Origin of the sequence: Desulfomonile tiedjei DSM 6799 (assembly GCF_000266945.1) — a bacterium.
GTDB classification, from domain to species: Bacteria; Desulfobacterota; Desulfomonilia; order Desulfomonilales; family Desulfomonilaceae; genus Desulfomonile; species Desulfomonile tiedjei.
In genome coordinates this window covers 4,983,040-5,007,090 of the sequence record NC_018025.1, presented here as the reverse complement: position 1 = coordinate 5,007,090, position 24,051 = coordinate 4,983,040, and the positions used below count along the sequence as shown (strand labels likewise).

Below are 24,051 nucleotides of genomic sequence, written 5' to 3'. Positions count from 1 at the left end.
ATGTCCTCATTTGAGACCAATTCTAAGAATACCCAATTACACCTGATCTTCGATTTCATGCATCCACTCCTGAGAGAGCTTATATGTTCTCAATTGATGAGATTGTCCAGCCATCGATATGGCGCTATTGGCCGGGACTGCATTTTCCACTAACCACTTCACAATCGTTTCTGCGTGCTTGGGCGTAATGCGCATATGCAAGGGTAGATTCACCACTTCTCTTGCCGCTTGTTCGGCTTCAGGACAGGTTCCATTGACATAGCCATAGCGTTCCAACGGTGTCCCTCGTGGATGAAGAGGTGAGTCAAACCAGCTACCAAGCTCTATATGATCGCGATAAGCATCATCCAGTGTTTGAAATTTTCTTTTCACACGAATCGGGTAACGCACGAGGACAGTCTGTGAATCCACTGAATCATCCAACACAGGCCAGTTCAGTTTTTGTAGATACTCTTCGTAAATTGTTTGTAGCATCCTGCGATGAGAAATGACTGTGTCAATTTCACGGAACCTTAACCTACCTATGAGTCCCTGCACCCGGTTCATGCCTTTGAGAAAATGCGGTGGCGCAGATCCGTCGTACTCCTTAAGGCTGTATGAGCCCACTACCAGCCCATGATTGGTGAGAAAACGAAAGAAGTCCTCGAGAAACATCGCGGTTGAAGGCCTATATAATAAGCCATAAGCTAACATCTGGGCCGATAAAAGAGTGCTCTCCAACATGCCTGGACTAAACATGCTCTGATTTCTCAAAGCTTCTATTTTGTCAACAAGACTTCTATCGTTTATCGCAAGCATGCCTCCCAGACCGATACGTATCGTCTTACTCCACTGAAAAGAAAAATAGGATGCAGCAGTAAAGGACCCAACTCGCTTCCCGTTTAATCTGGTTCCTAGAGCCAAGCAACAATCTTCCAAAACCGGAACCCCGTGTTTCTTGGAGATTCGAATTATCTCATCCAAATCGGCTGGAATTCCGTACGTATGCTGAGCGATAATTGCTTTCGTTCGCGAAGTTATCGCTTCTTCCAGGGCACGCGGATTCATATTATATGTGTCCGGCAATATATCGACGTATTTTGGAATGGCACCAAGATAATGAATTGGGGTAATATTAGCGACACAAGTATAACCGGGAACTGCTACTTCGTCTCCTTCAGAGATGCCCATTGCTTTCAGAACAGCGTACAGCGCTACTCGTCCTTTCCAAAAAGCAAACGCGCGAGTGACTCCAAGCCATTCCGCAAATGCCGATTCAAATTCGTTTTGTACAAATTTTTTCATCGTTCTTCCTCGCACATATTAATGGTGGTTAGCCGTTGAGATCTCACGTAACAATATGAAGTAAGAAGTAGTAACCCGTGACACGACTGAGTCGATTCAAAGCAAGAGAACTAACATTCCACAACGTTGTATCTACAAATTGAATGTTCATGCGAAATACTATTCACTCTTGAGTGAACGGCGTCAAACTACTGAAGCACTTCCTCGTACACTCGCAGTAAATTGGGTATTTCCAAATTCCAGTTGAATCTGGTTTGAACCGCAGCCAGACCTCGCTTTCCCATTTTTTCAGCCTCTTTGGGGTGAGCAAGTATCCACTGGATTCGATCGGCTATACTCCCAGGATCGAGAGGATCGGCCAGCAACCCGCATCCGACGTCTTCAATTATCTTGCGCCAGAAAGGAAAATCAGATGCAATGATAGGCAACCCTGCAGCCATATATTCGTACAATTTGATAGGATACGACTCCAGATAGTTCGGCGTCGGATGAAGCATCACAAGCCCGACACGGCATTGGCCAAGTATATCCACTACTGATTTCCGGGGTTGATATCCTGCATAATCTACATAATTCCATCCGGGTATTTGTGTAACCTCATTCTCAAAGTCGAACGGTTTGAACGTCCCGACAAGGAAGAGCTTGGCTTTCAGATGGGATGGCAGCAGGTCCATTGCCGTTACCATTTCTTTGACTCCACGGATTTCAGTCAGAGCACCTACATATCCGATCCAGGGAGGCCTCCGAGAATAGGGGAGACAACTTGTGGGATTGAATTCTTTCAGGATCGGATAATTCATAACTACAGAGGTCTTGTTTCGTGGGAAAGATCTCGCTATCACGGGTGTAGCGGCAATAACTCGATTGGATACAATGATAGCCAGTTTTTCCACGAAAGTTGCGAAAGTGGCCGCTGCGAGGCGTAGTCTTGACATCACCCAGGGTTTGGTCGAGACCTGTGCGGCCAAACTTTCATGAAAATCGAAGATTATCTTCTTGCCTTGCATTCGTAGCAGGATTGCAGGACCCAGCAATTCAGGATCGTGAAGATGATATAATTCACCATTTTCCCTGACTCCTGACCTGTATACCTGGTATACTGTTCCTAACATGCGTCTGAGTCTGCCATTTGCCTTTGGTACTCCCCTCAGGCAAACCCCTTCTTTTACTCTGTCATGACAATCCGGCGCGATCAGAATGACTTCATAGCCCGCTCTCGCAAGAGTCCTGCACTGCCTCTCGTAGATCCGCGGATCGTCACAACGATGCACGGAAGTCAAATGGATCACCTTGGTCGCCACTATAAGTTTGCCTCATACATCAGGAAAATCGTGCACTCAGGCCAATTTAATAAACAATCGCAAGCCTCAGTGATTTCAAAGTATTGAACCGAAACGGCCGGTTCCAAATGCTTGCAATGCGCATGTTTCGCTTATTCGCAGCCCTCGACGCAGCCGTACTGACAAGCATGACATGGAGACTCCCAGTAATTTGCGAAATCTTCTCTGGCGAGATACTCGAGCACGACCAACATACCTGCGGCAAAATAGAGACTCTTCAATCCCCAAAGAGTGCCGCTGACCATGGATTCTGCCAAGTGGAATAATACAAGGGCCGCGAAATAAGCGCATATCGGGTCGTGATAGAGTAGAATTGATGTTTTTATCCGATTGACCAACCCCGCAAGAAAGATGGAAAGCATTGCAAATCCGAGCAACCCCTGTTCCGCAAGGATTTCCAAAATCAAATTGTGAGCATAAAGACCTCTGCCGTTGATATTTTCGAGTGCGCCGGTACCGTTGCCGAGAAGAGGCGATTCTCCAAACAAATCCAACGCTTGAGAATACAGCCTGATGCGTATACCGACGGTACTCTCTCCTGAACCGAGATCGGATATACGGCCTGCGAGTCCTTCGCTGAGTGCGGGTTGACTGAGGTAGAGAGCAACCCCTCCCGCGAGAACCGCAGAAAAAAAGATCGCAGAATACACAAGATAGCGGGCGTCGTTACCAATGAGTATAAGTGCTACGGTAAGGAAAGCGGCTGCCATGACCAGGCTCAAGAAGGGTCCTCTTTCAGCCGTCGTCAGCATCAAACCAAACAGAAGTGGCAACGAACAAAGTATGGAAAACGTCAGCAGTCTCGATGAATCTCTATTCGAGAGAAGCCAAAAAAGTGCAACCAGTATGGCTTCTCCCATCAACATACTGAAAGATATCGGATTCACTTTTGTCAGACTTACTTTGCCAACGATTTCCCCTGCAGCGGATATGACGTTGCTGCCAATTTCCCCTGTAGAGAAGAGGACGTAGAGTCCGGAACCAACAGACAATAACCAAACTAAAATCATGAAACTCAGAACCGAACGCTTGACATCATTCTTGCAAACTACAGCAGTACGGGAGAAAATATAGTACGAGACGCCCAGTACCAGAAGTCGACCCACTATTTCACTTCCGAAAATGAAGCTTTCGCTACGAAAGCTGCCGAACGTCACCACCACGATTAACCCAAATAGCCCCAGATCAACGCTGTTGAATGCTGGAATCGCCATGCTTTTTCTGCGGGAAAGAATCTGTAGAATCATCCTGACAAGCAAAACTGCAAGTACAGGAAGAGTGATCAGCAATGTATGGTGCTGGTTTTCACCCTCGCCGTAGCTGGCTCCCAGAATTGGCGCCAAAACTATCGACGTAGCCACGTCAGCTTTCAACGCCAGGACTATACCGGCCATTGGATTAACTAACGTTATCAGAGCAGCTCCCACAGCTATTGCTGCAAACAGAAGCAAAATGCGCCTCCAGAGGTCGTACCCAAACAGCAATTTACGCAAATGTCAGAATTTTTGTCCGATTGCGAAAAGCGCTTCTCAAGAATTGGTGGGTGCCGGCCTCCGTGCCGGCACATTTTTCAAAATAAATCGATCAGTTCGGCTCGGCAGAGACGCAGAGACCTACCGTTCCCCATAAAAAAGAGGGTGTCCAAAAGGTCAGAAAAGAACAAGTTCTCTATACTTTGTTTCATTTCATTGTTTCTGGCAGAAAGCTTTTGGTCAAAATTGCAGCAATGCGATTAACAATTCGTAGCATCAAACCCTATTGGTCCCGCCAATTTGCAACGCTCGCAATGTGATATTTGACTACAGCCCCTCGGATGGAACGCTGAGGAAATGTAGTCAATTGAACATAGCTATCATGAAGTGTAAATCCCGGGTCTTCAACCACATATATTCGGCTTCCGCGATCTAGTCGTTCTATCTTGGAAATATTGTAAGCCCTAATTGTCCGATCGGGAAACTCTATCGACAGAATCGACCCGGCAAGAGATCCCACATCTTCACCGATCTCGAAATATCCGCGATACTCTTTGGTCACAATTCGGTGAACTTGATTGACCTGACCCGACCACCGTCCTTGCCCCGAAATTGCCGTTGTCCCAAGGTTAAGGAATCGGCCTCCTACTAAATGAGCTTCAACGCATCGATGGTCTTGAACTCGAGCAAATCCCCATTGACCGTCAAACTTGAGAACCCCATCGGGAGTCTCCGAACTAAAAGCGAGATTCTCCTCATTTGAGACCATAAAATAGTCTCGTCCGTAATTCCCCCTATCGACCGTTACAAGCCCTCCGGATCCGTACGGGACAAAATGGACACTTTTTACCTTGGCCTCGGAGTTTACCGGCTCGTGAACCGCGATGAAACGACTGGAAAGATCTTTCCCTTCCACTCTTGCGCAGACGAATGGAGCCCAGAATTTGTCGAGTAAATTATCCTGGTTTTTTGCATCGCGGATTCTGGGAGCCTTCCCGACGAAAAGAAGAGCTTCTCGCGGGACAAGCAGGTGGGTCGTGATTCCCACTCGCGGGTCGGATTCAAATCGGAAATCGATTGTAATCTCATTACCTATTTTACTTTGAGAAATATCACGCACAAAACCGTAGCCTGCTCCCTCTGGGATGGTGTCATATTCACCTTTGGGTTCTCGGAATTCAGCATGTGCGTTCATCAAGGTGCCGTCATACGGCTTCAGCTCGACTCCCCCCACGCGTGCTCGTGAGTTTTCGGCAGGAGACCCGTGAAGCAGAAAATCGTGCTGTTTACCGCCTGTTACCTGGAATATGTCTAATAAATAAGCATCGTTGCTGCCCGACCCGATCAGTGCGCAAGCACGCCTATACGCCGTTGTAACACCGGGATACGCTGAATCATTTTCGGACTCGACTACATGAAATCCTTTTCCATCAGTGACAAAGAATCGCAATCGGTTATTTACATGTTTGGGATCCAGGGCGCTATCCAATCCGTTTACAACAACCGTATTATGCGACAGAGTGGACTGGCTCCAGCAGCGCCATTTCGTGTGTGTGTAACCTATGTCGCTGAGCAACTCCTTCCCGTGTGCAAATAACCCTATGCTCAAGGCATCCTTATGTTTATGCATACGGCCCGATGTAAAGTTCAGCCATGCAGTTAACTGGTTGTTACCCTTTCCCGTATTCAGGACAGCGAGTCCGAGACCGGGCATCAAGAGAGATTTGGACTCGTTCAGCCCGTTGGAGCCGGTGTCGGCCCATGTGTCGTTTATGGGGAGATCTCTTCCGTTTGGCAGCTTAACAGCTTTTTGCACGGTCCGGATGGTGTCGAAAACTACAGACAATTCCTGCATTCTTTCAGCAACTTCAACTTTGGTCTTATCCTGCCTGTCCGAGGATTGCATGCTTTCCTGAATCGCAAAATGTAATCTTGTCAGATTGCCTGTCACTTGTGAACAATACGATGGGGAAGTCTCCATCCAGTACCCGTCATGTAGAAAATTTGTCTCATAGAATTTCTTGAGCCGATCGGTGACTTCACGTACCCAATCGAATCGATTCAGAACGTAACCTGCAAGGACAAAATCAAACCACATTCCCGGCGACATATTTCCGTAGGTTTCCGGCTTCTCTAAGACTCCGCGGACCATTTGGCCGAAAAGATCTGCTTCAATGAGACGAACAGCGTTTCCATTGCCCATTTCCTTCAGCCCTGGCCAAGGTTTGATGTCATGATAGGCCTGAAGCAACTCCCGGGAAACATCCATGTAGCCCCACCAGGTCCATTTACTCACCCGGAAGGGATCGAATCCCGCCATCGTGCTCTGGCGATAGGAAAAGAACTGTTTTTGCTTGAAGGGATAATCGAACTTGTAAGCGTACCCGGGAAAAACCTCGGCAAATCTGAGTAGTATCAACGCAGCTCGACGAGCATACATATCATTTCCGGTTTCACGATAAAGCGAAGCCAGTCTTCGGCAGGTCTTTTCCATGAACTGGCGAGCAAGATAATCCGCATGTGCCGCCAGAAAGATCCGATAACCGTCGGGTGTCTCGTAATAAGGATAGGAGTGCCTTTTGTGAAGCGATACAGTGGTAATATGATTGGAATCCGGATATCGCGTATTATTTGGATACACTTCTTTGCACTGCTTGCATCGTATGCTTCGAGGAAGTTGAGGTGTCCATTCCCAGTCTCCGCGATCCTGTGTTCCGGCTCGGCAGTTCGGACATCTGGTGTAGAAAATTCCGGATTGCTCGGGAATTATGGCAATCATCTCGTTCTCGGACAAGGACAAGATATACTGCAAAAATTCGTCGGCCCCTTTGTTCGTCTTGAAACCAAGATCCATGGGAACCTTCTTGGTCTGGGGTTCAGCATGCAGCATGACTGCATGGCCCAGTGAGAGTCCGAGAGCAACAAGAAGTATGCATGATAGCTTAGCCGTGAGATACCGGACTTTGATCGATCTCATCATGAGTTTTCCGTTTACGTCGATGTATGCACAACATGGGAAGGTGCACATTTTTTATTGTGACCGTATCACGTATCACCGTTTTGCGAGAAATGGATATTGCGGTTAGCATGACCGAATCTTCCGGAGGTCTGTGGAAAAAGAATTATCCACTAAAACCGACTCGAAGATCTCCGTTGTCAAGATCTTGGGAAATCTTGTTCTTGGCAATGCGAATCGCAATGGCCGAGAGGGTGAGGTGGATTCCGTATGCCAATACCTGTGCCAATCCATAACACAGAGCTGCAATGAGCGGGCTAAATCCCAACGAATGCACTCCTATGAATACGAGGAGCATGAGAGCCAGCCGGCCTGCATCCCAACCAAGCTGCCAGCTCTGGCGTTCCAGGGCAAAAAGCGTGGAAGACAATGGAGTCGCCATAAAATCAACGACAAAACCAAGCGAGAGTGCTTGGACGTAATAGCCTGCTTCCCGCCATTGCTCACCGAAGACAAGTGCCAGTGCAGAAGGAGCCACCACAACCAACGGAACCATCATTGCTATGCTCACCAAGAACATAATAAGCAGAACGCGGTAGAATAGTCTGGATAATCTTTCAGGATCCTCATACATGCGGCTTGCTTCTCCCCAAAATACTTGCCCTGCCGCCTGACCCAGGAGGTTGATTGGGAGACCGATCAAGCGAAGAGCCAACGAAAAGAAACCGGCCGCTTGCACCCCATACAGCGAGGCCATCAGGACTACGGGAATAGACAGACCCACAGCGTTCAATACTCCGGAACCGCAGGAAAGATAGGGAAAACGCTTGTAACGACGAGCCACCTTAAGCAATTGACCGGTAGATACACTGCCTACCAGATTGGATCTTTCGGTCCAGAGCAATCCTGCCAAAACTCTGATTCCTGCAGTACGACCGACCACATCTCCCAATAATAGTCCTGCAGGGCCGATGTGCAACAGTCCCAGAGCGACCTGCCCGATTGCGGTTATAGATCCTTGTGCGAGTTTCGTCCGGGCGATCCGAGAAAAAGCCTTCTTACGCAGAGCCCAGAAATTAAGTGCTTGAAATAGGCCGCTGGCAAATAGTCCGCCAACCAGCAGACAGGAAAAATACCATCCGGTCGACACCCGTAGCGCCTTCATAATGTAGTCGCCAAATATCAATAAACCTGTCCCGCTCAAAAGCGTCATGCCCAGGAGAATGATTATCGCGAGGACAAGAACGTTCACGGCGATATCGTCATCCTGCGGCAAAGTAATAGCATATTCGTAGCGCCAAGAAGCCAGCGGCAAAGCCATCGATACCACAGAAACAAAAACTCCCAGTATCCCGAAATCTTCAGGGGAATATACTCGTGTCAAAATAGGGGACAAACTTAAGAAAATAACCTGGGTCACAGCAGCAGAACCGGCCAATAGAGCGGCGTTTCTGATGAAACCCGTCGATGCAAGAGCGTTTTTGAGCTTTGCCAGAGCCAATGATGCATATGACATAGATATCCTTGAGGTCGGCTGACAGAACCGATTTTAGAACCGCTGTTTCTTCAGGGTAGAACAAGGTTATGCGAAGTATTATCTGAGAAACGGTAGGATTAACCTTCTTGTTCGTCACCGTAACAATCATGTGAACTTGAATCCGAGAAACGACTAATTTAACGAGCAGGCATCCAATACATCTATGGATTCTCGTTCATGCGCAGCAAATCATGGAAGAATTTGTCCCGGTGCAACGAATTATGCCTCTCTATTTTCTTCAAACTTACTTAAACTGAGACAATATTGAAAAACTTTCGCAAAGCTTACTTGAAAGCGAGTGTGAACTGCTACCAAAATCTCGATTCATAGAAATTCAGCAGCGTTCAGGACGATTTCGGAAAAGCCGTCGAAATCGCTCCACACCCCAACCAGACCGCTTGTGTACCTCTTCTTGAGTTCTTCGAGTCGCGCGGAGAATGTCTCAGCACAGCGAGTTCGAGAATCGTTCCAAATCCATTTGACCCGGTAAGGCGCAAAGCCTAATCTTTTCTTGAAGAAAAGCAAGCCCGGAGAGCAGCCCCAAATCGTATCATACATACCCCAATTAGGGTAACCCAATCGGTTGCGCATTTCGATTCGATCTCTGATTGCTTCAGTCACGAGAAAATACATTGCTCCGTTACGCAAGTGATCGTTATGGGCCAACATCCTGGTGCCGGTAAAAACGTCACCGCAGATGAAGTTGTGGTCGTATGCTGCAAGTTTCCCGTCAGGTCCGAAAACACCGAAAATATCCCCGGCTGAACTACAGAAATTTTCCACCAGCTTCCGATCGACATATTCCCGGCGCATAGGCGAACCTTGCCGAATGGGAACAGAAGTGTTTATCGCGAGTATTTCGTCAACGTGATCGATTGCTCGAATAGTATGAAATGTATAACCCCGTTTGAGAGCTTTGTTTCTGGCTCGCTGCACGGATGGTTTGTCTTTCAGGTAAGCATCGAAGGTATGAGGCAATTGCAGAAGTGCCACTCCTATCGTCTTGCTTTTTATAAAGAAAAAGCGTGGGTGGCGCTGTATGTACATTTCATAAGTCTTCTTAGCATTACCATCTCCAAACATACATATTCCAATTCTCGGTGCTCTTATGACTTCCAGAGTCCGTGAACATAGATCGAGTATTGCCATAATAATTCTCCGTAAACAATTCTTCCCATCCGGTGAATCCGGAATCAGTTAGTCGCATTGTTCGCGGCGGGAGTAAATGATCTGAATTGCGCGGTTCCTGCAATCTTCATGATTCTCAGAGCATTATCAGCGCAAATTCTGTTCAAGCCGGTAGAGCTTACTTTCAGAGTTCTCAAAAGCTCCTTCTGACCAAGGGACACGTTGTCGGTGCCAAAGAGGATTCTTGAACTGAATTCTTCGAGGAATTCTTGAGAGAACCTTGCATCGCGGCGAAGTGCGTTGTAGCCGCTCATACCGGAAATATCCGCGTGCAAATTCGGGTATTCTCGAAAGAGTCTCAGTATGATTCCTCCTGATTCGATAGGTCCTTTGGGGTACAAGTCGGGTCCGGGATCCTGCGAAATTCCCTTCCAAAACAGAGGACCATGACCGATAAACGTCACCTGCGGATACTCACGCAGGCGTTCTTCCAATCCGGAGAAGTCCGAGAAATACCCCGGATGGAAACGCTGTCGGGAATCGAGAAACGAACCGGCCGGCGGATAGTTTCTCCGGAGATAGTCGAGAGAAGTTCGTCCCAAGTCAAATGATTTTATCCTGTTAAGAAATTTGCACCCTATTTTGTCTGTCGTGAAGTCGGTTGTGGGCATAAACGCTGAACTCGCTTCTTCCATGTGGAATATCACTGGTAATTTCAGCTTGTCAGCAAAATCCAGTAGTTTTGTCATCTCACTCGAAGACCACCCGGAAGTGGCTTTCAGCTCACCGATTCCTCTGATACCACGGAGAAACCAGAACTTCATCGTGGTTTCCCAGGACTCTGTCTTTGGGTCCGGGGCATACATCGGGACGACTCGTGATGGATATTTCTGATATGCCTCGAACACCTTCTCGATTGTCAGGTGGTGATAGCACGGATGGGCGGGATTCTTCTCCTCCCAGGTCAATAACCAGCACTGATCGATTCGATTGCGATCCAGGTATGCGATCAGTTTATCGATCGACATACCATGAAGATCGACATGCAAATGGGCATCGATGAACACTTTGACCTCGAATAATGAAAGACTCGGGGAAAAAACGACCAAATCAGGCGTACATAAAACACGGTCGCTCGACTCGAGAAGCAGGTTGGTAAAAGTCCCTGATTTTGGTCACCACATATTCCTTCTGGGCTGCGCTCAGCTCGGGGAAAATAGGCAAAGCAAGAACCTGCTTACTGGCCTGTTCACTTACCGGGAAACTCCCTTCAGTGTAACGACCGTCAGCGAAACATTCCTGAAGATGCATCGGTCTTGGATAGTAAATTTCCGTTTCCACTCCATGATCTTTGAGATACTGCTTAAGTTCGTCACGATTCTCAGCGATAACAACATATTGATTAAATATGTGACGGCTTTCAGCAATGTACGGAGGAGTGACACTGCCCGAGAGCCCTAATTCATCGAGTCTCCTGGTATAGTAGGCAGCATTTTCGATTCGTCTTTCAGTCCATTTGTCGAGGTGATTCAGTTTCACCCGCAATATGCCTGCCTGAATACCGTCGAGTCGGAAGTTTCCTCCAACGATCTTGTGGAAGTATTTCGGTTTGGCTCCGTGATTTCTTAGCATGCGGACCCTGTCTGCAAGTTCGTCGTCATTAGTGGTCACCATTCCACCGTCACCGAAAGCTCCTAAATTCTTGGAAGGAAAAAATGAAAAACAACCGAATGCCCCCATACTGCCGGCTCTTCTTCCGTGATATTCGCTTCCAATAGCCTGAGCAGCGTCTTCCACAATGGGAATGCCATATTTTTGCGAGATCTCGAGCAATACGCCCATTTCGGCGCATTGACCGAAAAGATGAACCGGCAGGATTGCCTTTGTTCGCGGAGTGATGAGTTTCTCGACCTGGTTGGCATCGATATTGAACGTATGCGGGTCTATATCGGCAAAAACCGGAACAGCTCCGACCCTTGCTATCGAGCCAACAGTTGCAAAGAAAGTAAATGGAGTCGTGATCACCTCATCTCCAGGTCCCACTTCGAGTGCCATGAGCACGATCAGAAGGGCATCGGTCCCGGAAGATACACCAATTGCCTGACTGCATCCGCAATACTGCGCGATTTCACGTTCTAATGCTTCCACGTCCGGCCCCAGGATGAATCGTTGACTTTCAAGCGTTTTCTTAATCGCACTATCTACTTCGTCCTTTATCGAGAGATACTGACTCTTCAGATCGAGGAGGGCCACTTTCGTCACCGTTTCCTCGGCTTGATACTCTTCCAGCTTTGCATTCGGTCCGAACTTGTACAGCATCCCACAGGACGAGCATTTGAAAAGACCGTTGGAACCTGCATGTTCGTGCAGTTTATGGCCGCACTTGCACATGTATCCGATTTTCCGTGCTGGGTTTCCTACTACCAGCGCATAATCGTCCACGTCCTTCTTGACCACGGCTCCTGCTCCAATAAAGGCATAACGTCCGATAGTCGTGCCGCATACGATTGTTGCATTGGCTCCTATAGTGGCACCCTGGCGCACGAGAGTCGGTCTGATTTCAGTCATGCGAGGGATCTCGGAACGGGGATTGTACACGTTCGTGAAGACCATAGACGGGCCGCAGAATACGTAATCTTCGAGTGTCACTCCTTCATAAATGCACACGTTATTTTGGATCTTACACTGGTTTCCAATGATAACGTTTTTGCCTACAACGACATTTTGGCCTATATTGCAGTTCTTGCCTATAGTGGCGTGAGGCAGCACGTGAGAGAAATGCCAAATTTTCGTTCCCGAACCGATTGAGCAAGGTTGCTCGATTTCCGCAGTCGGGTGCGCAAAATAGTCTCTGTGTTGGACTGTTTCCACTGCCTCCGGTTCAGCACAGATTTGTTTCAAAGATTCGTAGCACTTCATCAGCACAGATAGCGTGCGATGTCCTTCTTCTCCATCAGACTTCGGTCGCTGTCTGGTTTTCATGCATTCGAGAAAATGGAGGCATTCGCTGTAAAGAGGTTCGGCGACCTCGATAGGTATATTCTCTACGTCTCCTTTTACTGGTACAGGATGCCTCTGAACCCATGAGAAACTGTTGTTGTACACCTGCAACTTGTTTTCAGGCTTTGAATCTTCAAATACGGCCATCCGCTTGTCGCCGACTACTACGAGTTTCTGCTCCTTGAAGGGATTCATCCAGGAGACATACACATGAGCACCGACTCCGCTGGCAAACTCCATGACACTGATGGTGACGTCTTCGACGCCGTCCTGAAGCTGGCACACTCCGTATGCATTGACTTTGGTGGGCATTTCTCCCAGCAAATGGAGAAGGACGGACACGTCATGAGGAGCGAAACTCCAGAGGATGTTTTCTTCGGATCTCACGATACCCATACTCAAGCGATTTGACTGTATGTACTGGATTTTGCCCAAGTAGCCACTGTCGACCAGCTCCTTCAGCTTGATCACAGCCGGGTGATAAAGGAGTATATGGCCGACCATGAGAATTGCTCTTCTCTCAGTAGCGAGGGTCATGAGGTGTTGTGCATCCTTTACATTCAAGGCAAGCGGCTTCTCTACCAGAACATCTTTACCAGCCTCCAAAGCGGCTTTGGCAAGGCGATAATGCGTTACGGCAGGGGTCGCCAGGACCACTCCTCGCACATCGCTGTTCGCAAGCACGCTTTCATACGAATCAGTGCAAGACACCCCCGGATACTGTGAGGCCATGCGAGTTCTGGTTTCTTCCTCGAGATCGCAAATTTGTGCCAGAGCACCCAATCGAAAGAAGTTGCGAACGTGGTTCTTGCCCCAGTAACCGGCGCCGACAACTGCTACTCCGTAATTCGTGTAAACACCCTCTTTTTCAATCATGTGAATTCCTCTCTGGTACCAATTATTAGTAGATAAACTGCAACTGCAATGGATTAACTCGGCACGTAATATCTCATCTGAAAGTAACTGCTGTGTTGAGCAGATTTTGGGTTGGCCATGTTTAATATTGCTCCGATAATATGTGCGCGGGAAAGTGAGTGCACCGCTTCATTGAGAACGTGTCTGGATACTTGAGCTTCTTTGACAACGAGCACCACTCCATCGGCATTCATGGTCAACAGCCGGGAATCGGCAAAACCCAGTATTGGCGGGCAGTCCAGGATAATGGTATCGTATTTTTCACGAATCTGGAGGAGGACTTCCGCCAGTCGTTCCGACTGAAGCAATCCGACGGGATTTTCCGGGATAGGACCGCTTGTGATCATATTGAGATTCGGCAGGAAAGTGGGAGTTACCACATAATCGATGTCATTCACCCTGCCGCTCAGGAGATTGGTCAAGCCTCTGTTGTTCTGGTTAACGCCGAAGACTTTGTGAATCTTTGGTCGGCGCAGATCGCAGTCTACGATGAGAACCCTTTCCCGATCGTGGGAGACTATAGTGGCGATGGACACGGCAACGAATGTCTTGCCTTCTTCGGGCCCGGCACTCGTGAATGCGATTGTCTTCACTCGTTCCCTGGCCATGGAAGTAAGCTCTATAGAAGTGAATATATTCCTGAAAGCATCATGCAATGCCGACCTGGGCCACATATGAGCAGCAAATTCAAGAGCCTTCATCGAACCGTAGTCGTCCAATTTCTTAACATCGGGAACGATACCCAAACCGGGGACAGTGGTGTTATTTCTGAGATCCTCGAAATTCCTGATGGATTGATCTTTGTACTCTTTGATTACAACTCTCAGAATCCCGATCATCATTCCAGCCAAAGCCCCCAGTAACAGGAATTTCGCCTTCTGTGGCTTTACGGGAATCACAGGAGTTACAGGTGCAAGAATCACCGATACGTTGTTGCCGGTAACTCCTGCGTTCACCTGCATTTCTTTTGCCTTCTGGAGAAACATGAGATAGACGCGCTCGTTGGTATCGACTTCTTTCTGGAGGATTGCGTATTGCACGTCGAGCGAATTCAAGGCCATAGCTGCACGTTTGGCTTTTTCAAAGTTGTCCTGAAGAAGAGTTTCTTCCTGAATGGCAGCTTCTACTGCAACGGAGATAGTGGAACTCTCTATTTCCGCTATCTTTTTTCTCATCTCTTCAATTCTCCGGCCCATAGCGTACGTCTTGGGATAATTTGGAGAGTACACCGTACGGAGATGTGCATACTCGGATTCCAGTAAGGCCAAGGATTCTTTGAGCTTTACCAAATGCTGCACGTCGACTCCGCCCGGAACGGTTTGGGTCTCCCCGATGCTACCCTGGCGTTCAAAGGCCTGGAGTCTCACGCGGCTTTCTTTCGACTTGAGTAATCCCTCGGCTGCAGTATTGAATGCGGTAATAACATGGTTATTTTTCTCCAGCGATACCATTCCATGCTTGTTAATGAACTCTATCAGAGCAGACCTGGATTTCATCAACTCCTGACTGACCTGCTTGAGTTCACCCTGGAGCCAGGCACTACTCTCAAGGCTTTCTGCGCGCCTGCGGCTAAGGTTATATTCGAGATAGATAGACAAGTAGTTCTTGAGCAGCTCTGCTGCCGTCTTGGGATCTTGAGCTTCCATGGCTACGCTGACTAACCTACTCTTCCCCTGGCTATCCACAGAAAGTCTCTTGATCACTTCCTCGATCAGCTTGGTCTTCTTTTCATTTTCCACCATTTCCGGATCCATTAGTTCCGGGTTGGTGTCAGCGCTTCGGAATTTCGCGATGTACGCAGTGAGGTCGTTAACCACAGACCACGGAAATCTGTTGTTTGGTGCAAATTCCGGATGCGTTTCAAGGTTCATTTTTTCCACAAGCTTCTGTGCAATCACCATATTCCTGAGGATAGAAATTTGTGTCGTAAAATAGTCTTTCTCCAGGGTAGGTTGGGCAGGTGCTATGTGAAGAGCCCTTTTGTTCTCCTCCTCTATAACGAGGGTTGCATAGGACCGGTATACGGGAGTGCAGAGCAACGCATAGATCCCGCTCAGGACAATTCCCACCAGGGCTGTCAAGAGTATCTGCCATTTCTTCTTCAGGAGAACGGCAATATAATGCTTGATATCATCGAGGGATATAGGCGCATTCTGGTTTACCTGTCGGGTCTCGTAATAGCCGCAATTGTGCGTCAAGTGACGAGGTGATCTGATAGTCGGAATCACTGCATTGCTGACTATCTCGTCGCGACCGCTGGAATAATAATTCCGGTCCATGGCACTTATCCTGTATTTGGACGATCACGCGGTAATCGTGACCGAATTTCCTGTATGAAGAAAGCCTCCAATAACCAAGGCTGAGATTGTCATCCTGGAGACGGAATAGCCGGCCGACTCTTGTACAGGCGTTTGAGTCTTTCGATATGTCCCCTTCCCAAGCCTTTCACTTCGCATTGAAGCTCGAAATAGGAGCGTATTTTGTCGTCATTGAGCATTCCCATACAATCTATGACGGCGATTGGACCTCCAGCCGCCTCCACAAGCTCCTGGGGTTGCAAGTCGAGAAATTGTTTATGACGAACTGCGAAAATTACCACGTCAGCATCGGCGACTGCGGTCTTCACATCCTTTTCTATGCGTAAAGACTTCAAGGTTTCCTGGCCCCTGAAGAAACGAGCACGACTCTGACCGGGCGCGGGATATGAATCCTGGGCCTCGAATTCCCACCAGTGGTCCACGTACGGGTCACACACACATACGTTGGCTCCCATTTCGGCCAGACGACGGATTATGAGCTCAGAACCGCTGTACCGGGTATCACCGACTTCCTCCTTGTAGGATGCTCCAAGGATCGTAACTGTTGAAGCGGCAATATAGCGTCCCATGTTCCTCAGTGCATCTCGTGCGAGTTCAGGCACATGAAGCGCTCTTCGGTCGTTGATATCTATTGCCATAGGAGTAATCTTGAAGAGGTCGTCTTCAAAACCCATAATATGCTTATAAGCCCATACGCCCAATCCACCATCCTTGGGGAGGCAATATCCGCCTATTCCAGGTCCCGGGAAGATAATGTTCGAGTGGGTGGGGCGCACCTTGATTGCTTCGATGACCTTAATCAAATCTATGCCGTTGCGTTCCGCGAAGAGGCTCCATTCATTGAGAAAGCCCAAAATTACCGCTCGATAGCTGTTTTCCACGATCTTCGCGGTTTCCGATTCCATGGGGCGATCCAAAACGGTCAAAGGAAAATTCTCAGTATCGATTATCTCGGTAAGAAATTTGACAATTCTTCTCTTGGATTCTTCATTGATGCCGCTGCACACTCTCCAGAAATTTCTTATGGAAGCAACGTAATTAGCTCCAGGCATTACTCTTTCATAGCTGTGAGCAATGAAGGGTTCGGACGTTATTCCTCTCTGTTTGAAGGCTTTCTTCATCAGGGGATAAGCGATTTGCTCGGTAGTTCCCGGCGGGACTGTGGTTTCGATGAGAACCAGAGCTTCAGGGCTGACCAATTCCCCTATAATTTCAAGCGCCCTTTCCAAATCAGCCATCTGCACGTAACCCGAAGCTACCTGCGCGAGATCCTCTTTCACGTAATCGCATTGCACATCGACGACTACCACGTCCGCGAGAGTAAGCGCATCATAGGTAAAGGAAGCAGTGAGAGTCTGTTTCTCCAAGACACATCGACGGAGCATTTCGGGAACCTGCGCATCTTCCGATTTTACCGGCGCAATCCCCTGCTGCAAGTACGGTATTTTCCAGAAGCTTCTGGTGCTGGGCCGCTGTACGCCGATAACGAACTTGCGCGGTATTCCGTCCTTATCGGTGGAATCGGCAACAACCCCGGCCATAACCGCGCCGACAAAGCCGATTCCCAGAACTACCACTATTTCCTTTCCTTCGGCGCGATTCTTCTCCACGAGATTCTGCAATCTCAGGAATTCGCGTTCATAGTCCTCCTTGGAAGGGAGACGGAACCGTTCGCCTTCAGGGCTGATTGAATAGTGGTCGCCGGTCGGCAATCTTTTCAGGTAGTTGTCATAATCAATTTGGCTTTTGAAAGGGAGAGTTTTGCTTGGCATCAATTGATTCCTCCAGGTAACAGACAGGTGGCATAGCTTCGCTTCATGACGAACGCTGCATCACTTTGAAATTACGCTAGTTTTTGAAAGACAAGGGTGATTGAGTTTTTTCATGCGTGAAAATGCATCTGTTCAAAAAAAATAATTGAAGCCCCCAATGACAATATTTAATTTACTATACCTCTAATAGTAATCCCCATTTTCCCCTTGATTGTTCGTATCGCAATTGATTCTAAAAAACTGTGCATCCGCCGTGCCAAAATGTTGTAAAGACCATTCTACAAATATTTTTGCTAATGGCACGTTAGATAAGGTGGTTTGATGAATGGCAAAAACCGAGCTGATTTGGCGAAAATTAACCATTTGTCATCGACAACCAGTGTAATTTTTGCTCAAATGACATGAATCCGTGTAGAAAAGACTCCGGGTACGCGCTGACAGTTAAACCGATAATCGGTTTCGGATTACTATGATTGTATCTTATTGAAATTGAAAGAGATGTGGTGTATTCCAAACGGCATCTAATTCTTTCTTGAACCAAAGGAACAATGCTTTCCGGTGCGATTCCAGTGTAATTACAGATACTGGAGTGTTGTAGAAGGAGACAAATCATACACTGTTTTTGCATTCCGAAAAGTAACTTGACACTTTCTCTCTCAATCCATAAACAGAAAATAAAAGGCAGATAGAGTCATGTCAATGTCTTTTGCGCTTGCGTCTGCTTTTTATCCCAGCCATTTACATCCGGCGCTCTGTCGAGTATGACAAGAGCAATGTCTTACGCCTGAAGAGTGGTGCACGTGAGTAGAGCGTTTGGAGATTTTCAGACTCCACCGGAATTAGTGGAGTGTATACTACAGATATTGGGACCCATTGGACAAAGATGGCCGAGAGTGCTCGAACCTACCTGCGGGATCGGCAACTTCATCTCAGGTTTGATCGGCCATTCCCATCCTCCGCGCGAAATCAGGGGTTACGAGATTAACCCCTCTCATGTCTATGAAGCTTCAGCAAGAGTTGGGCATAACTGCAAGGTATCTGTCCGGATTTGTGAAAGCGACGTCTTTAGAATGAGTTTCAGAGATGTTTCCTGGAAGTGCTCCGGTCCGCTGCTCGTTCTGGGTAATCCGCCATGGGTGACAAATGCAGAACTCGGAAGCATGGGAAGCACAAATCTACCTGTAAAGCACAATTTCCGCAAACTTCCCGGAATTGCGGCTTTGACGGGAGCTTCCAATTTCGACCTGGCCGAGTCGCTTGTGACAAAACTCTTAATGGAACTGGAGCAGCAACGACCCACAATAGCCTTGCTGTGCAAGACCGTAGTGGCGAGGAACGCCTGGCTTTTCGCTTTGAAACAAGGAATACCGATCACAAGAGCGGAAATTCGCCGTATAGACGCACAAAAATGGTTTCGTGCTGCAGTTGACGCTTGCTTACTGATACTCCAGGTAGGTGAAGGAAGTCGTTTGTCGCAGGCAGCACTGTATTCGGAGCTTTCTTCCAAGCAACCCGAGCAGCTCATTGCGGATGCTGTTTCCAATGGCATATCACCGGTTTCAGAGAAGATATCAGGCGTTGAATCCTCGATGAGGCCTGGACTTGTGTGGCGCCAGGGTATCAAGCACAATGCGGCCTCGGTCATGGAATTGTCGCCCGATTTTGAAAATAGGCTTCGCAACAAATCTGGTGACATCGTGGACGTGGAGAAGCAATTCCTATACCCCTTGATGAAGAGTTCGGATCTTTTCCACGGTCGAACAAGTGAAAGATCTGTGATAGTTCCTCAAAAGAGAGTAGGGGAGGATACTGTACGAATACGTTCTGTAGCTCCTAAGTTATGGGCATATTTGAAGAAACATAGGGAAACGTTCCGGAAGCGCAAGTCGTCGGTATTCAAAGGAAGACCCGATTATTCGATTTTCGGCATAGGACCGTATGCATTTGCACTCTACAAAGTCGCTATAGCCGGATTTTACCCAATCCCGAGATTCAGAGTTGTCGGCCCGGTCAACGGTCGTCCGGTAATGTTGGACGATACATGCTATTACATCGCGTGCGAATCTCAGGAGCAGGCCGAACACCTGGCCGAAGCGCTTAACTCTCCCGAAAATCTTCGGTTTCTCGAGTCGCTCGTATGGAAAGGATCGAAACGACCGATAACCAAGGCATTGCTTCAGCAGATAGACCGTATGGAGTAAGATGAAGGTTTTCTTCTTAAGAATGGCTTTTTTATAGAATGTTATACTATTTTGCATTCAGGATGCGAACTACACTGACCTGGCTCCGCAGGTCAGTGGCACCCCCGTACCGAGAACGACGGCGGTTTTGGGTGCCACGGACCTGCCCTGCAGGTCCGTGCTTCCGCCTCAGTAAGAGCTATCTTGATTGCAGGTCCGTATTAGAAGTTCTTGAGGTGGGGTTCGGGGAGTCCTGCTATAAGCGGGATTACAAGAAGTTCCTCCCCGAGTTCCCGCTTTAAAGCTTCTTGCCTAGTGACCAGCGCAGGCGGAGCGAATTGCTCACAACCGATACGGAACTCAGCGCCATTGCTGCAGCCGCATACACCGGATTCAGGAGTATGCCGAAAAACGGATAGAGCACACCGGCTGCAATGGGAATTCCCAGTGAATTGTAGAAAAATGCCCAGAAGAGATTCTGTTTGATCACCTTCATGGTCTGCAACGACAGCCTGATAGCACTTGGAACCAACTGGAGATCGCTCTTGATCAGAGTAACATCTCCTGCTTCGATGGCTACGTCAGTGCCGGCGCCAATTGCGATTCCTATATCTGCAGCGGTTAATGCAGGAGCATCGTTGATGCCGTCTCCAACCATTGCCACCACTTGTCCGGTACCCTGAATGCGGCGTATCTCCTGAGCCTTTTCTCCCGGTAACACTTCCGCCAGGACTGTGTCGATTCCCACGGAAGATCCAATGGCTTCCGCTGTTTTCCTGTTGTCTCCGGTGATCATCGCGACCGTCAGTCCCATGTGTTTCAGGGATTCCACTGCTTCCCGAGCACCATCTCTGGGAACATCCTGCAATCCGAGCAGGCCTATTACTTTGTCCTCCTGGGCAACCAGCACGGTAGTCTTGCCCTGATCGCCAATCGTTTGTACCGAGTTCTCCAGGCCGTTCATGGAGATGGACTGCATTTCCATGAATCGCCTATTGCCAAGCAGCACAGGCCGATTCTCAAGTGATCCGCGCACCCCCAGGCCGGTTTCCGCCTGAAAATCCTGCAAAGGCAAAGCCTGCATTCCTTCGGACTTACCCCGATCCATGATGGCCTGAGCCAGAGGGTGTTCCGATACCGCCTCGATGGACAAGGCTATGCGCATGACTTCGTCCTGTCCAACGTCCTCTGCAGGGATAATATCCGTGACCACAGGTTCTCCACGAGTCAGAGTGCCGGTTTTATCGAACACCACGGTGGTGAGCTTGTATGCTTTTTCCAGACTTTCACCGCTTTTTATGAGTATTCCCTTTTCCGCTCCCAGACCCGTCCCCACCATGATAGCCGTGGGCGTTGCCAGTCCCATTGCACAGGGGCATGCGATAATCAGCACTGAGACGAAATTCAACATCGCTCGGCTGAATACCGAGTCCGGAACAAGAAAATACCATACGATAAACGTCACAATGGCTATGCTGAAGACCACGGGAACAAAAATCGACGCAACTTTATCGGCAAATCTCTGAATTGGGGGCTTGGACCCCTGAGCCTCTTCCACGAGGCGGATGATCTGAGCCAGGGCAGTTTCCGCTCCCACCTTGGTCGCTCGAAACGTGAAGCTGCCGGTCTTGTTGATGGTGGCTCCGAAGACCTCCGCGTCTTGCTCTTTCAAGACCGGAATGCTTTCACCCGTGAGCATGGATTCGTCCACGCTTGAAGAACCGGAAAGCACGATTCCATCAGTGGGGATGCGTTCACCGGGACGGACAACAATTACATCCCCCACCTGGACCAGTTCGACCGGGAGGTCTATTTCGGTATCGTCTCTGATAACCCTCGCAGTTTTGGGTTTCAGACCCATGAGCCTTTGAATGGCCTCAGACGTCTTGCCCTTCGCCCGGGCTTCGAGATAGCGGCCCAGAAGAATCAAGGTGACGATCATAGCGGCACCGTCAAAATACACCGGTGCAGGAATGCCTGCTGTCTCGAAAAATCGAGGAAAAAACGTCACCACCGAAGAATAGAGATATGCAGATAATGCACCTACGGAAACCAGGGTATTCATGTCCGAGGTCTTCTGCAAAGCCGCTTTGTAGGCTCCTATGATGAAACGGCTCCCAACCCAAAAGACCACGGGCGTTGTCATGATGAAACCGGCGATAAGCAACCAGTTGCTCGGAATCAATGAATGGAGGGAAGGAATCAGATGCGGAAATGCCGCAATGTGGATCAGAATACTGAGCACTGCGCCAACTGCAAGCTTGATCTTCAAATCCCGGAGCTCCTGCTTCCGAGCGGCCTCCAGCGGATCTTCAGATTGCTCGCCCACGACTCCAAGGAACTGGTACCCCGAGTCATCAAGGACTTTTCTCAGTTCGAATACGTCCGCTTTACCGGGTTCGTGCGTAACGACCGCTCTCGACGAGGCCAGATTCACATTGGCCTCCAAAACACCGGGAATACGTTTCAACGTGTTTTCCACACGCCGTACGCACGCGGCACAATGCATTCCACCAATGTTGATAGTGGTCCGTTCGGGCTTGTCTTCAGGTTGCGGAGAACTGACCGGTTCGTACCCGAGATCGCGGATTTTTGCTTCCAGATTTGCAGGTTTGACGATCTGGGGATCGTATTCCACCGTGGCCTTCTGAGCAGCCAAGTTGACGGAAGCCTCCGTGACACCCTGCAGATTGGTCAAACCGAGCTCAACGCGCCTCACGCATGCAGCGCAGCTCATGCCCAGAATTCTGATCGTGTATTTAGCCAACCGTAAAACCTTCCAATTCTATCTGTTTTTTTACCTGGTCGAGATCGACGGAATCGTCGCGGTTAAACGTAGCCTCACCTTTTTCCAGGTTCACATTCACGTCTTTTACACCACCGATACCATTGAGTGCTTTTGTTACAGCCATGACACAATGATTGCACGACATTCCTTGAATCTTTAACGTTGTCGACGTCATATTACCTCCGCGTCGGTGTTTCGGTCCAGGGTTGAAGTTTTGCGTTTCCAGCAGGCGAGCAACCCGTCTTTGCCAAAGATCATCTGCACCAGTTCCCAGCCTTGAACGCCATACTCATTCAGTATGCCTTCAAGCTTAGTTGGTTCGCCCAAGGGAATCTCTTCTATGGAACAAGCGCCCTCTTGAGAGCAAAAATACGCCATGCGAGATAGAGAATCTGTGGGATGTACGGTAATGCGATATTCAAAATTGACCATGACCGTCTCCTCCGTCCATGACACTGCAGAGCGCAAGAGCACCTGAAGAATGTTTGCGCAGCTATGTACTCACCATGTTCTCTAAATCCGTTTAACAAATCACACAAATATCGCTACGCCGATTAAGATTCTTCCAACAAAGTTTAATGCAGTGATACGAAAATTTCAATACGGCATACGATGAATCCCAAGATAAATCTGGGAACCACGATCTCTATGCATGCATTTAAGATGCGGGAATTCTTCTCCAAACCGAAGAATTTCACAGAGGTGTGTTGATGAAGAGGGATGTTCTCAAAGCTTTGCAAGCGCGCCCTTCGGACTGGCGGAGAAGAACGGATTCGGACATCTGGGAGGAGCAGCTTTCACAACCGGAGCAGGTAATTTCGATGCCACAGCTTCTGCAGGCCCAATCACGGAGATTCTCACCGGAGAGGTTCCGCATCGGACCATGTCCAGACCCTTTGCTGCGGCCAAAGAGAGATCGATCACCCTGTCGTCCACGAATGGGCCGCGATCGTTCACTCGGACCACAATCTCTTTATTATTGCTCAGATTCTTGACCTTAACGAGCGTATGCAGAGGCAGCACATTGTGAGCTGCCGTCATTTCGTACATATCGTAGACTTCGCCTGAAGAAGTCTTCTTGCCGTGAAATCCCGGGCCGTACCAGGACGCGATGCCATCCTGTTTGTAACCCGGACGGACTTCCTTGAGAGGATAATACGTCTTCCCCATGACGGTGTAAGATCCCTTGGAATTGGGATTTTTTTTGACCAGGGCCTGCTTACCGGCACACCCGGAGACACTGAGCATTAAAACAAGTATAAAAATGGTATATTGGCATATTTTCATGCTATATAACTTTGGAAAGAAATCTCAACATACCTTAATTGCATAGAGTTATAGCATACGAAGGTAGCGCGCGT

At 48.5% G+C, this 24,051-nt stretch carries 14 protein-coding genes and 1 pseudogene; 1 reads left to right on the top strand and 14 read right to left on the bottom strand.

The annotated features are described in order from the left end of the window. Positions 1-36: 36 nt before the first annotated feature. The 10 genes from DESTI_RS29250 to DESTI_RS21320 form a co-directional block, all read right to left on the bottom strand. A complete protein-coding gene (locus tag DESTI_RS29250; RefSeq protein ID WP_014812060.1) occupies positions 37-1,284 on the bottom strand; it encodes a DegT/DnrJ/EryC1/StrS family aminotransferase in 1,248 nt (415 codons plus the stop codon). A gap of 188 nt (positions 1,285-1,472) precedes the next feature. Further along, positions 1,473-2,585, bottom strand: a complete 1,113-nt coding sequence (locus DESTI_RS21360) for a glycosyltransferase family 4 protein (protein ID WP_014812059.1) — start codon at positions 2,583-2,585, stop codon at positions 1,473-1,475. 131 nt (positions 2,586-2,716) lie between these two features. Further along, the gene (locus DESTI_RS21355; RefSeq protein ID WP_014812058.1) at positions 2,717-4,075 is read right to left on the bottom strand and encodes an O-antigen ligase family protein; all 1,359 of its coding nucleotides are present in this window, start codon (positions 4,073-4,075) and stop codon (positions 2,717-2,719) included. Positions 4,076-4,379: 304 nt separating this feature from the next. After that, positions 4,380-7,076 carry a heparinase II/III domain-containing protein gene (locus DESTI_RS21350; protein WP_014812057.1) on the bottom strand — a complete coding sequence of 899 codons (2,697 nt, stop codon included), beginning with the start codon at positions 7,074-7,076 and terminating at the stop codon, positions 4,380-4,382. A 142-nt stretch (positions 7,077-7,218) separates the two neighbouring features. Further along, positions 7,219-8,568, bottom strand: a complete 1,350-nt coding sequence (locus DESTI_RS21345) for a lipopolysaccharide biosynthesis protein (protein WP_014812056.1) — start codon at positions 8,566-8,568, stop codon at positions 7,219-7,221. A 345-nt stretch (positions 8,569-8,913) separates the two neighbouring features. Then, positions 8,914-9,738, bottom strand: a complete 825-nt coding sequence (locus tag DESTI_RS21340) for a GNAT family N-acetyltransferase (protein WP_014812055.1) — start codon at positions 9,736-9,738, stop codon at positions 8,914-8,916. A 44-nt stretch (positions 9,739-9,782) separates the two neighbouring features. After that, positions 9,783-10,784 (bottom strand): amidohydrolase family protein, encoded by a 1,002-nt coding sequence (locus tag DESTI_RS29245; protein WP_014812054.1) that lies wholly within the window; start codon positions 10,782-10,784, stop codon positions 9,783-9,785. A gap of 43 nt (positions 10,785-10,827) precedes the next feature. Continuing rightward, positions 10,828-13,593 carry a DegT/DnrJ/EryC1/StrS family aminotransferase gene (locus tag DESTI_RS31635; RefSeq protein WP_014812053.1) on the bottom strand — a complete coding sequence of 922 codons (2,766 nt, stop codon included), beginning with the start codon at positions 13,591-13,593 and terminating at the stop codon, positions 10,828-10,830. A 53-nt stretch (positions 13,594-13,646) separates the two neighbouring features. Further along, positions 13,647-15,911 (bottom strand): GumC family protein, encoded by a 2,265-nt coding sequence (locus DESTI_RS21325; protein ID WP_014812052.1) that lies wholly within the window; start codon positions 15,909-15,911, stop codon positions 13,647-13,649. 89 nt (positions 15,912-16,000) lie between these two features. Next, positions 16,001-17,722 carry a nucleotide sugar dehydrogenase gene (locus DESTI_RS21320; RefSeq protein WP_014812051.1) on the bottom strand — a complete coding sequence of 574 codons (1,722 nt, stop codon included), beginning with the start codon at positions 17,720-17,722 and terminating at the stop codon, positions 16,001-16,003. A gap of 800 nt (positions 17,723-18,522) precedes the next feature. On the opposite strand from DESTI_RS21320, the gene DESTI_RS21315 reads away from it, so the two are divergent. Continuing rightward, positions 18,523-19,923, top strand: a complete 1,401-nt coding sequence (locus DESTI_RS21315; protein ID WP_014812050.1) for an SAM-dependent methyltransferase — start codon at positions 18,523-18,525, stop codon at positions 19,921-19,923. Positions 19,924-20,200: 277 nt separating this feature from the next. Here DESTI_RS21315 and DESTI_RS21310 read toward each other — a convergent pair whose 3' ends face one another. The 4 genes and pseudogenes from DESTI_RS21310 to DESTI_RS21295 all read right to left on the bottom strand — a co-directional run. Further along, a complete protein-coding gene (locus DESTI_RS21310) occupies positions 20,201-22,669 on the bottom strand; it encodes a heavy metal translocating P-type ATPase (RefSeq protein WP_014812049.1) in 2,469 nt (822 codons plus the stop codon). Then, the gene (locus tag DESTI_RS21305; protein ID WP_014812048.1) at positions 22,662-22,865 is read right to left on the bottom strand and encodes a heavy-metal-associated domain-containing protein; all 204 of its coding nucleotides are present in this window, start codon (positions 22,863-22,865) and stop codon (positions 22,662-22,664) included. The genes DESTI_RS21310 and DESTI_RS21305 overlap by 8 nt, the downstream gene beginning before the upstream one ends. Continuing rightward, complete coding sequence (locus DESTI_RS21300) at positions 22,862-23,122, bottom strand: DUF4177 domain-containing protein (protein WP_014812047.1); 261 nt, start codon at positions 23,120-23,122, stop codon at positions 22,862-22,864. The genes DESTI_RS21305 and DESTI_RS21300 overlap by 4 nt, the downstream gene beginning before the upstream one ends. A gap of 408 nt (positions 23,123-23,530) precedes the next feature. After that, positions 23,531-23,896 (bottom strand): annotated as a pseudogene (locus tag DESTI_RS21295) (septal ring lytic transglycosylase RlpA family protein); the annotation flags it as partial. Between the last annotated feature and the right edge of the window lie 155 nt (positions 23,897-24,051).